This is a genomic window from Corynebacterium sp. Marseille-P8863 (assembly GCF_946902955.1).
Classification (GTDB): Bacteria; Actinomycetota; Actinomycetes; order Mycobacteriales; family Mycobacteriaceae; genus Corynebacterium; species Corynebacterium gottingense.
This window is the reverse complement of record NZ_CAMPQC010000013.1, coordinates 119,467-130,138: the sequence shown is the minus strand read 5'-3', so window position 1 is coordinate 130,138 and position 10,672 is coordinate 119,467. Positions and strand designations below refer to the sequence as shown.

The 10,672-nt window shown below is 64.9% G+C and carries 9 protein-coding genes, 1 tRNA gene, 1 other RNA gene and 1 pseudogene; 8 read left to right on the top strand and 4 right to left on the bottom strand.

Going from position 1 to position 10,672, the window contains the following annotated elements; all coding sequences use genetic code 11:
- Positions 1–151: 151 nt before the first annotated feature.
- Together OVO38_RS09640 and OVO38_RS09635 are read right to left on the bottom strand one after the other, a co-directional pair.
- A complete protein-coding gene (locus OVO38_RS09640; protein WP_304441677.1) occupies positions 152–1,447 on the bottom strand; it encodes an aminotransferase class I/II-fold pyridoxal phosphate-dependent enzyme in 1,296 nt (431 codons plus the stop codon).
- Positions 1,448–1,553: 106 nt separating this feature from the next.
- Positions 1,554–1,642 (bottom strand) — tRNA-Ser (locus OVO38_RS09635).
- A gap of 149 nt (positions 1,643–1,791) precedes the next feature.
- On the opposite strand from OVO38_RS09635, the gene ffs reads away from it, so the two are divergent.
- Together ffs and OVO38_RS09625 are read left to right on the top strand one after the other, a co-directional pair.
- Positions 1,792–1,890: signal recognition particle sRNA small type (gene ffs, locus OVO38_RS09630), an RNA gene on the top strand.
- A 281-nt stretch (positions 1,891–2,171) separates the two neighbouring features.
- A complete protein-coding gene (locus tag OVO38_RS09625) occupies positions 2,172–2,663 on the top strand; it encodes a ferritin (protein WP_095275238.1) in 492 nt (163 codons plus the stop codon).
- 12 nt (positions 2,664–2,675) lie between these two features.
- Here OVO38_RS09625 and gluQRS read toward each other — a convergent pair whose 3' ends face one another.
- Positions 2,676–3,581, bottom strand: a complete 906-nt coding sequence (gene gluQRS / locus OVO38_RS09620; RefSeq protein WP_267208355.1) for a tRNA glutamyl-Q(34) synthetase GluQRS — start codon at positions 3,579–3,581, stop codon at positions 2,676–2,678.
- A gap of 15 nt (positions 3,582–3,596) precedes the next feature.
- Between gluQRS and OVO38_RS09615 the strand changes: the two genes are divergently transcribed.
- The 5 genes and pseudogenes from OVO38_RS09615 to OVO38_RS09595 all read left to right on the top strand — a co-directional run bounded on the left by OVO38_RS09615 (position 3,597) and on the right by OVO38_RS09595 (position 9,421).
- On the top strand, positions 3,597–4,292 hold the full coding sequence (locus OVO38_RS09615) for a queuosine precursor transporter (protein ID WP_095538127.1): 696 nt from the start codon (positions 3,597–3,599) through the stop codon (positions 4,290–4,292).
- A gap of 120 nt (positions 4,293–4,412) precedes the next feature.
- Entirely contained in the window at positions 4,413–4,577 is a 165-nt protein-coding gene (locus OVO38_RS09610; protein WP_095275241.1) for an antitoxin, read from the top strand.
- A gap of 165 nt (positions 4,578–4,742) precedes the next feature.
- A complete protein-coding gene (locus tag OVO38_RS09605; protein WP_267208354.1) occupies positions 4,743–6,131 on the top strand; it encodes a TetR/AcrR family transcriptional regulator in 1,389 nt (462 codons plus the stop codon).
- Positions 6,132–6,146: 15 nt separating this feature from the next.
- Positions 6,147–6,868: pseudogene (locus OVO38_RS09600) on the top strand (ABC transporter ATP-binding protein).
- Positions 6,869–9,421 carry an ABC transporter permease gene (locus OVO38_RS09595; RefSeq protein ID WP_267208353.1) on the top strand — a complete coding sequence of 851 codons (2,553 nt, stop codon included), beginning with the start codon at positions 6,869–6,871 and terminating at the stop codon, positions 9,419–9,421.
- 16 nt (positions 9,422–9,437) lie between these two features.
- Here OVO38_RS09595 and OVO38_RS12490 read toward each other — a convergent pair whose 3' ends face one another.
- Positions 9,438–9,689, bottom strand: a complete 252-nt coding sequence (locus tag OVO38_RS12490; RefSeq protein ID WP_369825041.1) for a helix-turn-helix domain-containing protein — start codon at positions 9,687–9,689, stop codon at positions 9,438–9,440.
- Between the two features lie 576 nt (positions 9,690–10,265).
- Between OVO38_RS12490 and OVO38_RS09590 the strand changes: the two genes are divergently transcribed.
- The gene (locus tag OVO38_RS09590) at positions 10,266–10,610 is read left to right on the top strand and encodes a hypothetical protein (protein ID WP_267208352.1); all 345 of its coding nucleotides are present in this window, start codon (positions 10,266–10,268) and stop codon (positions 10,608–10,610) included.
- Positions 10,611–10,672: the final 62 nt, after the last annotated feature.

Here is a 10,672-nt window from a genome sequence, read left to right as displayed (position 1 = left end):
GCCGCCACCTGCGGGTTCTCCGAAGTGGATACCGGATTCGCCCTCGAACCTGAGACGGGTACGGATGTGCGGTGCGAGATGGTGGCGCACGCGGGCGTCGATAAGCATGGGCTCGGGAGGTAGCAACGACCCAAGCCACTCGGCAGCCTGGTTAGGCCTCACGCTGCTCGATGGCGGCGAGGAGGACGCACAGCGCGACGCCGTCCATCGCCTCGACGACCTCATCGAGCGGCGGCAGCGACGGCGCGAGGCGCAGGGTGCGGTCGTGCGGGTCGTCGTGCAGCGGGAACGGGGAGCCCGCCTGCGTGAGCTTGATGCCGGCCTCCTTGGCCAGCTGCCACACGCGGGTCGCGGTGCCGTCCGGCACGTCCAGGGACACGAAGTAACCGCCCTCCGGCCTGGTCCACTCCGCGATGCCGTAGCCGCCCAGGCGCTCCTCCAGCGCGCGCTCGACCGCCTCAAACTTCGGACCGAGCGAACCGGCGTGCTTGCGCATCACCACGCGCACGCCCTCCGCGTCGTGGAAGTACATGGCGTGCGCGAGCTGGTTCCGCTTGTTGGGACCGATGCCACGCACCCCGGCGATCTTGGTGTACCAGGCAAGGTTCTCCTCCGAAGAGGCAAAGAAAGCCACGCCCGAGCCCGCGTGTGTGATCTTGGACGTGGAGCTCATGTACCAGAAGCGGTTCGGGTTGCCCTCGGCCGCGGCGATCTCCAGCACGTTCGGGTTCTCCGGGAACTCGTCGGTGAGCGTGTGGACGGCATAGGCGTTGTCCCACACGATGCGGAAATCAGGCGCGGCCGTCTCCATCGCGGCGAGGCGGTCGATCACCTCGCGCGAGTAGACCGTGCCGGTGGGGTTGCTGAAGACGGGCACGGTCCACATACCCTTGACCTGCGGGTCCTTCGCCAGCTCCTCGACCTTGTCCATGTCCGGGCCGCCGTCGCGCATCGGCACGGTGACCATCTCGAAGCCGAACAGCTCGGTGATGGAGAAGTGGCGGTCGTACCCCGGCACCGGGCAGATCCACTTGACGTGCTCCTCGTCCTTCCACGGGCGCGCGGAGTCATTGTTGCCAAACATGTAGGAGAAGGACACCAGGTCAAACATGATGTTCAGCGAGGAGGAATCGCCGGCGATGACCAGCTTCGGGTCCACACCGAGCACCTCCGCCCACAGGTTGCGGATGTCCGGGATGCCCACGCCGCCGCCGTAATTGCGCACGTCGCCGCCGGAGCTGTCCGTGAAGCGGTCCTTGCCCGGCAGCTCCAGGAGCTCGTTACCAAAGTCCAGCTGCTCGGACGACGGCTTGCCGCGCGTCAGATCCAGCTTCAGGCCCTTCGCCTGCAGGTCGGCGTACTGCGCGCGGACCTCTTGCGCCAGCTCAGCGAGCTGCTCCGGGGTGTGGTCTGTCAGCGGAGTGTGTCCCATGTGCGATTCACGCATCCAATCGTGGGTAGGCGATAACGTTTTGCTCCGATCTTACAACGGGGCTGCGATCGCCCAGCAACGCAAAACCGGCACCTCGCGTGATTGCGGGGTGCCGGTGAGTTGGCGGAGGATGTGGGATTTGAACCCACGAGGGTATTGCTACCCGCACGCGTTCCAGGCGTGTGACATAGGCCGCTAGTCGAATCCTCCAATGAGTAACGCTCACAGCGTCGTGGCAATACTTTAGCGCATGCGTCTACCCGGTCCAAAACCGCTGGGCAAGGGGTGTGGCGGGGCGTCGATAGGCATTGGGCTCTGGCGGGGTTTGGAGCTCGCGGGAATTGTTGGCTACAGTGTGGGGCAGGATCCCACGCGGTGCTTATCTTGTGAACTCCCCCAGGGCGGGAACGCAGCAAGGGTCAGCGAGCTCTGGCAGGTGCGTGGGGTCCCCTTATTTTTGCCGGGGGCCGTGCGCCTGGCGGGGCGCCGGGGCGAGTTCTGACCTGTTTGACGAGAACCCCTTGACGAAGATGCGAGACGTGGTCCGCATCCTCGTCATCCTGCGCTCGTCATCTAGCCAAAAACACCGGAAGCCCCCACACCCCGGCAGGCAACAGCCCCGTTTGATGAAGACGCCGGGGGTCTTCGAGAGGTGGCGTAGCGGCACAGCACTCGTACGCCGTTTTCGGCTAGGCTGGGCCACACGACATCAGCCCCGTAGAAGGAAGGCCCAATCACCATGGACGCAAAGCTTTACGACGTCATGAACGCCCAGGTCACCGAGGAGTACCTCGCCGCGTACCTGTACCGCCACCTGGCCAACGAGATGACAGAGCTCGGTTTCGACGGCGCTGCCACCTGGTTCATCGCGCAGGCGCAGGAAGAAGTGGAGCACGCCGCCAAGTTCACCAAGCACCTCCAGGACCGCGGGCAGCGCGTGGTGCTCGCCAGCATCGAGCTCGACGCGCCAAAGATCGCGAGCCTGCTCGAAGCCTTCAAGGCTTCGCTTGAGCACGAGCAGAAGGTGACGGCAGAGATTCGCCACATCGCCCGCGTCGCCGACGAGGTGGGGGATCTGGAGTCCCGCGACACCATTAACTGGTTCCTCTCCGAGCAGGTTGAAGAGGAGTCGAGCGCGCAGGGCATCATCGACAAGCTGGAGCTCGTTGGCAATGACGGCGCGGGGCTGCTGCGCATCGACGAGCAGCTCGCACAGCGCGGCGACAATTAAGGCGAGGAGTAGTCAGCCCCTCCAGACCCAGGGTTCGCGCGGTAGCGCCCCTGGGTCGAACTGTGTCAGCAGCTCCCCGACGCTGTCCACGCCGGGGCAGCCTATCGACGCCGCAATCTCCCCCACCACCGCCTCCACCGGCCGCTCGCGCGTCATCTCCCGCAGCGTCACCGCCCCGTCACGCTTTGCCAACCTGCGCCCCTCCCCGTTGACCACCAGCGGCACGTGCACGTACTCGGGCTGCTCGTAGCCCAGCAGGTGGGCCAGGTAGGCCTGCGCGGGCGCAGAGAACGTGAGATCGTCGCCGCGCACGACTTGGTCGATGCCCTGCTCACCGTCGTCCACAACCACGGCGAGGTTGTACGCCCAATCCCCCGCCTGGGCCTGGTTGAGGTTGCCGCCGCGGCGCAGGATGACGTCATCGACCGGCCCGACGACCTCGCCGGCATAGAAGTCGCGCACAGCCCACTCGGTGACCCCGGCGCGCAGCCGCAGCGCCGGCATCCGCCCCTGCTGCGCAAGCTCGGCCCGCTTCGCCTCGCGCTCGGCGTCGGTGAGGTCGCGGCACGTGCCCGGGTAGAGGCCGGGGCGGGCGTGCGGAGCGCTGGCGGCCTCGCGGATGTCACGGCGCGTGCAGTAGCACTCGTAGGTGTCCAGCGTGGCCAGCGCGGCGGCGTAGCGCTCCCCGTTGTCGGACTGGTAGGTCACCGGCGGGTCGAAGTCCAGGCCCAGCGCCTCGAGGTCCTCGATCTGCCGCGCGGCCGATTCCGCGCTGGAACGCTCCGAGTCAATGTCCTCGATGCGCAGGGAGAAGTCACGGCCGGTGCGGCGAGCGAAGAGCCACGCCAGCACAGCGGTGCGCAGGTTGCCAAAGTGCAGGTCCCCGCTCGGCGAGGGCGCGTATCTCCCAGCAGACATGCCCCGAGCCTACTTATGGTTGAATACTCATTCGTGACAACCCCAAATACCCCAGTTTCCCGCTCTCCGTACCCGATCCTGCTCGCCGTCTTCTGCGCGGTGTTCCTCATCTCCAACATCACCGCGCAGAAGGGCGTGGCGCTGGGGCCGTTGCTTACCGACGGCGCGTTCTTCCTCTTCCCACTCTCCTACGTCATCGGCGACGTCCTCGCCGAGGTCTACGGTTTCAAGGCGGCCCGCCGCGCCGTGTTCACCGGCTTTGGCATCGCCATCCTCGCGGTCGTCTCCTTCTACATCGCCATCTGGCTCCCCGCCGCGGACTTCTACGACGCCCAGGACACGTTTGCCTCCGTGCTGGGTCTGGTGCCGCAGATCGTGGCGGCGTCGCTGGCCGGCTACGTGGTGGGCCAGCTCTCCAACGCTTGGGTCCTGCAGAAGATGAAGGACCGCTTTGGCACGGGCAACCTGTGGGCGCGCCTGATCGGCTCCACCGTCGTGGGCGAGTTTGTGGACACGCTCCTGTTCTGCGCGATCGCGGCGAGCGTGATCGGCATCAGCACGGCGGGCGACTTCATCAACTATGTCCTGGTCGGCTTCCTGTGGAAGACGCTACTGGAGGTCGTGCTGTTGCCCATTACCTACCCGACGATTGCGTGGGTGCGTGGCGTCGAGAAGCGCAATGCTGGCCACGCGGACCTCACGGCGAAGTAACAATTCTCTTAAAATCCGCCGGATTGGTCGACGCGTCCGCAATTGGTCGCTACGTTGGGTGCCACTGGTTCCGAGAGGGGCCATGGATTAGCAAATACCCGAACGAAAGGATCTAGCACAATGGGCGTTTTTGACAAGGCAAAGGATGCACTGAACTCCGAGGAAGCTACCGACAAGGGCCTGGACAAGGCTGCGGACGCTGCCAAGGGCAAGCTCGGCGAGGATAAGGCCGACAAGGTCGACCAGGCTCGCGATGCCATCGACGGCAAGCTCGGCTCCGAGTAACCCTCGGTTCCCGTATTGACGGGCCGTACCCCCTCCCGGGGCGCGGCCCGTTTTTTCTATGCAAAAACTTTAGTTACCCAAGCTACGCATAAGTTGTGCATAAACACTGAATGAGAAGCGGCGGTTTGGTGGGACAGGTGTCGAAGACGAGGTACACTGGTGAGGGTGAATGCAGAACAACGCCCCGTCTCGACCACAGGCCTCACAGGTTCCGTCGAGCTGCACCTGTTGGACCAAGCCACCCGCCTCCTCGGCCGCGGGGGCCGCGACGCGCTGACCGTCCCGGCAGCCGCTGACCTGGCAGGCATCACCGTCGATGAAGCGAAGACACTCTTCAGCTCCGACGAGGATCTGTATAGCGAGGTCAGCGCGTTCCTTGACGAGCGCCTCCGTGGCTTCGTCGACCAAGAGCTGACAAAGCTGCCCGCTGACGCGTCGGTGACGCAGAAGCTGCGCGCCAACGCCACCGGTTACTTCAACCAGGCACTGGACAACCCCACCTACTTCGCCGCGTACAGCCGCTCGAAGGTGGCGCACCAGTTCCCCAGCTTTGAGGCGCAGGTCGACAACGCCCCGGACCTGGGCGCCTTCCCGCCGGCGACGACGCGCATTATCCGGCTGCTGGTGGAGCTCACCGAGGAGATGGGCATGCCGGTGGACAAAGCCCTCATCCTCCGCGAGACCATGGCGGTCCTCTCGGAGATACACGGCCTCGCCCACCTGGCCACGTTTGGCATCATGCGCCACCTCTCCCCCACTGCGAAGCGGCAGACCTTCCAGGCGGCCCTGCAGACTCTGCTGTCCGGCCTCGTTGACACGATCAGGGAGGGCCACATCCTGGCCTTCGAGCCGGAGCACGTCAACGGCGAGATCCTCGAGCCGTTTACCACCAAGGCCAAGGACATGCCACGTGACACCAGGGACGAGTTACGCGAGGCCCTGTTCCGCGGCGCCGCCGAGGTCGTCGTCGCCCGCAGCGTCGACGGGATGACCCTGGAGGCCGCCGCCGAGCAAGCCGACCTCCCGGTGAGTACCGCGCGCCAGCTTTTCGACGGCGACGCGGCCCTCCTTCGCGAACTTGAGGTCCACCTCGACGAGGCCAACACCCAGACGATCCTGCGCCAGAGCAGCTTCGTCTCCGAAGGCTCGCCGGGCCTGACCTACATCAAGGCCACCGGCTTCGGCTACCTGCAGTACGCGCTGACCGACCCGGTCGGATTCGTCGCCCTCATCGAGATTGCCAGCCGCTCCATCGTCCCCGTCTCCTTCGACGACGAGGGCGGCACCGCCCAGCCCTTCGACATGGGCAAGGCGTTCACCTTCCTGATGAACATCGTGCGCGACGCGATCTCGCAGTCCGACGGACCGCGCTCCACCTGGGTGCTCTACACCCAGATGATGGCGCTGTGGGCGTCCATCCACGGCGTCTCACAGCTCGCCACCATCGGCGTCCTCACCTACGACAACCAGGACTTCTGCTACCGCATTACCTCCCGAGTAATGGACATCCTGCTCCGCGGCATGATCAACGTCCTCGAGCTGCGCCCGCAGTAGTAGCGGCGTAATACCGTGGCCACACCGCCAGCAGCGCGCGCCGTCGACCTGGTCAAAACCTACGGGCGCAGGTGACCGCCCTCGACGGCGTCAACGTGGAGTTCCGTCGCGACGAGTTCACCGCCATCATGGGCCCCTCCGGCTCCGGCAAGTCCACCCTCATGCACGTCATGGCCGGCCTGGACACCGCCACCTCCGGCTCCGCCTACATCGGCGAGACCGACCTGTCCGCCCTGGGCGACAAGGCACTCACCGCTTTACGACGCGACCGCCTCGGGTTCATCTTCCAATCCTTCAACCTCGTGCCCACCCTCACCGCGGCGGAGAACATCACGCTGCCTACCAACATCGCGGGCCGCACCATCGACCGCGCGTGGTTCGGCGAGATCACCCAGCGCCTCGGGCTGACCAAACGCCTCACGCATCGTCCCGCCGAACTTTCCGGCGGCCAGCAGCAGCGCGTCGCCTGCGCCCGCGCGCTCGTCTCCCGGCCCGACATCATCTTCGGCGACGAGCCTACCGGCAACCTGGACTCCAACTCCTCCGCCGAGGTCCTGGACATCCTGCGCACCTCCGTGGACCGCGACGGCCAAACCGTGGTGATTGTCACCCACGACGCCCGGGCCGCCTCCTACGCCGACCGCGTGATTTTCCTGCGCGACGGCAACATCGTCGACTCGCTGGCGCGCCCGGACATGGACACGATCCTGCGGGTCATGTCCGCCATGGAGGGATAGATGGCCTCCCCGATGGCAACGGTGTCGCTGCGCAACGTGGCCGCCCACAAGCTCCGGCTCGCACTCACGGTGCTCTCGGTCGTACTGGGCACCGCGTTCCTCTCCGGCGCGCTCATGTTCACCTCCATGCTGTCCGCCACCTTCGACTCGGCGGTGGGCACGGTCCTTGACGGCACAGACGCGGTGGTGCGCCCCGGCGAGGGCCAGGGCTCCCTCTCACGGGAAGAAGCCGACGAGATTGCAGCGCACCCGGACGTGGCGCGCACCAATATTTTCGCCGAAAAGTCCATCGTTGCAGCTCGCGAGGATGAGGAGGCCATCCAAACCCAGATGGGCGGCTCCCGGGTCAGCGTCTACTACGGCGCCCAAGACTCCGTCGGCGCGCCCACGGAGCTCACCGCGGGCCACGCCCCGGACGCGCTCGGCGAGGCCGTCGTCAACGCCAACGGCGCCGAGCACTACGGCATCACGCTCGGGCAGCACCTCATCGCGGTGGACAAGGACGGGCGCCACGACATCATCGTCACCGGCGTCTACGACGACGCCCTCTCGCAGAAGACGTCGCTGCAGTTCCGCGTGAGCCCGGAGACGTACACCGAGTTCTACACACGCGGCGACACGGTGCCCGCGCTCACGGTGGCGGCGGAGCGTGTCGGGGACGAGGCAATCGTCGAAAAGCTTCGGACCGCGCACCCGGACCTGAAGATCGCCACGGGCACTTCCGTGGCGGAGGAGACGAGCGCGCAGATCCGCGAGGCGTTGAGCTTTGTCAGCTACTTCCTCATCGCGTTCGCGCTGGTGGGGCTGCTGGTGGGCACGTTCCTCATCGCCAACACCTTTTCCATGATCGTGGCGCAGCGGACCAAGGAGTTCGCGCTACTGCGCGCGCTCGGCGCGACGCGCGGGCAGATTACGCGCTCCGTCGCACTGGAGTCCGCGCTGGTTGGCCTGCTCGGCTCCGCGCTCGGCGTGGCCGCCGGCGTGGGCCTGGTCGCCGCGATCAAGCTGACGATGCGCTGGTACGGCCTGGACCTGCCGGACGCGGGTGTGGGGCTATCTTGGCAGGCCGTCGCCGTGCCGCTCGTCGTGGGCACCATCGTGACGGTCCTCTCCGCGCTCGCGCCGGCGCGCCGCGCGGGGCGCACCCGCCCCGTCGAGGCGATGCGCGCGAGCGAATCGGCCACGCCCCAGCCCTTGACATGGCGCACGGTTGCCGGCGTGCTGCTCATCGGTGCGGGCGTCGCAGCCGCCGCCGCGGGCATGGCGTGGGACGGCGGCTCCACCGGGCGCCGGGCTGCGCTGGTGGGCGCGGCCGCGTTGGCGGCGATCACCGGCCTGTTCCTCGCCGGCCCGGCGCTCAGCCTGCCGGTGGTGCCGCCGTTTGGACGGGCCATCGGGCTGCCGTTCGGTGCCGTCGGCAAGCTTGCGTCCACGAACACGCACCGCAACCCGCGACGCACCGCCACCACCGCCTTCGCGCTCATGCTGGGCATCGCCCTGGTCACGGTGATTGGCATGCTCGGCGCGACGATGAAGCACTCCGTCGACGACGTAGCTAAGAGCGAGGTCAGCGCAGACTACGTCCTCTACGGCCCGGAGCTCGGCTCGTTCCCTGTGCCCAGCGACCTGCCGGACCGGCTCGCCGAAACACCGGGCGTCGGGACCGTGACCAGCTACAGCCAGGTGCCCGTGACCGTTGGCGGCGAGTACGGCCACCAGCTCGGGGCCGCCGGCGCCACCGACGTCATCGACGGCAACACCGCCGACCTGCTGCAGCTCACCATGGTGGAAGGGTCCGCCGACCTGTCCGGCAACACGCTCATCGCGCCCGCCGAGGTCGCGGCGGAGCGCGGCTGGCACGTCGGCGACCCGGTCGAGGTCGCCGCTCCCGGGGTCTCCACCGACACGGTGGAGGCGCAGGTCGTCGGCATCTTCGAGCCGTCCAACATCCTGCAAACCTTCGTCGTTTCCGGCGCCGCGGCGGCAAAGGTGGCCACGTGGAAGGCGGAAACCATCCTCATGGTGGGTGTCAACGGCGACGGCAGCGTGGACCAAGCGCAGCTGCGCTCAAACTTGGAGGGCGCGGTGCGCCACGACATCGTGGTACAGGTCCGCTCCGCTGAGGACGTTGCCTGCGAGGCCGCGGGCCTCATCGACCAGATGCTGTTCATCCTCTACGCGCTGCTCTCCCTGGCGGTCATCATCGCGGTCCTTGGCATCATCAACACGCTCACGCTCTCGGTTATTGAGCGCCGCCAGGAGATCGGCATGCTCCGCGCGGTAGGCACCCAGCGGCGCCAGATCCGCACCATGATCACGCTCGAGTCGGTGCAAATGTCCGTCTTCGGTGCCGCCCTCGGCGTCCTGCTCGGACTGGGGCTCGGCTGGGCGTTCCTGACCGTGCTGGAGAGCCAAGGCTTATCGACGATCATCGTCCCCGGCCGTCTCATCGCCACCGTCTTGGGCGGCTCCGTGATCGTTGGCGCGCTGGCTGCGCTATGGCCCGCCCGGCGCGCCGCGTCCACCCCGCCGCTGGACGCGGTCGCCGACTAACTTTTCGGCAAAAAGTTCATTTCCCCTGGTTATAGACAGAGACGGAGGACGACTCCAGGGTCATTTGCAAGTCCAGCGTGGTGAGAATCTTAAGCAGAGTATCAACCGTGGGGTTCCCTAGCCCGTTTTCGATCCGGCTGAACTCGGCTTGCGGAATCCCGGCACCGTCGGCCACCGCTTGCTGGGAAAGACGCCTGTTTTGACGCGCGGCAGCTAGCGTCGCGCCGATCGCGTCACGCGCTGCGATCTCCGGCCGCCTCGTGCACACGCCTCGCTTCAACCGAAGCTTGCTCTTTGTACGGCTTCATGAATTCTTCGTACTTCGTTGTGGGCATTACCCGCACCTCCCCTGCAGCTATGAACATCCACAGGTCTATGTGTTTTAACACATATCGTCAACGTCGCCTTTCCACCCGCCAATGGTTCAGTGCAGCTCGAAATCTGTGGCGTACTAATATTTTCATTTTCCCAGAATAGTTGGAGCTTTGTTCTCCTATTAGTAACTTTAGCCATTCACGGACTGCGCTCCTACCAGCTTATCGATGGTCTGCAAAACGCATTGCAAGTCGTGGAAAATGAAGAATAAATAGTGCGAACAGAGAGATAGCCAAATTCTCGGGCCGCAGAAGTTGGGGTTGAATTAGACTTCCTACTCGCCGTGTTTCATTAATGCCAGCACATCACATGTAACTCTGGGGCGTACCCTAATTGAAAGGGAACGTGAGTGAAGTGTGTTGGCCACAAGAGGTTGCGCTGGATATAACGTGGCACCACCATCCCCATTCCTTTAACTTGGAACGGTGCCAGGGAGACTTTACAGGGGAGTCTAATTAAGGAGGTTCTAATGAAATTGTTAAAAACCCCACTCTGGAACCTAGAGGGTGGCGAACCGGTAGACGTTGACCATCATGTTGTTCGGATTAAGCTGTACAAAGATGAAGTCGTTGCGGAGTTTACGATTTCAGAGCTATGCAGCTTTTTTAGCCTTAAGGATCTGCATTGTTTGCGGCTACAATTTGAGGTCTGGCATGAATTGGCATCGTTCGAATGGGACTCTGAGGAATGTGTGCATCTTGAGCAAAAGCCGTTCACGGACTACTTTCACGCTTCAAAGATTTCCCATTGCTACGCTCCCCCCTCTCCTGATGCTGATCGTGGGGGATGGGAATGGGGGATGAAAAAGCTGTGAACATTAGGCTCGTATAGTCCATGTCCAAGGTTTCCCCCACTCTCCCGCACAAATATCAATAC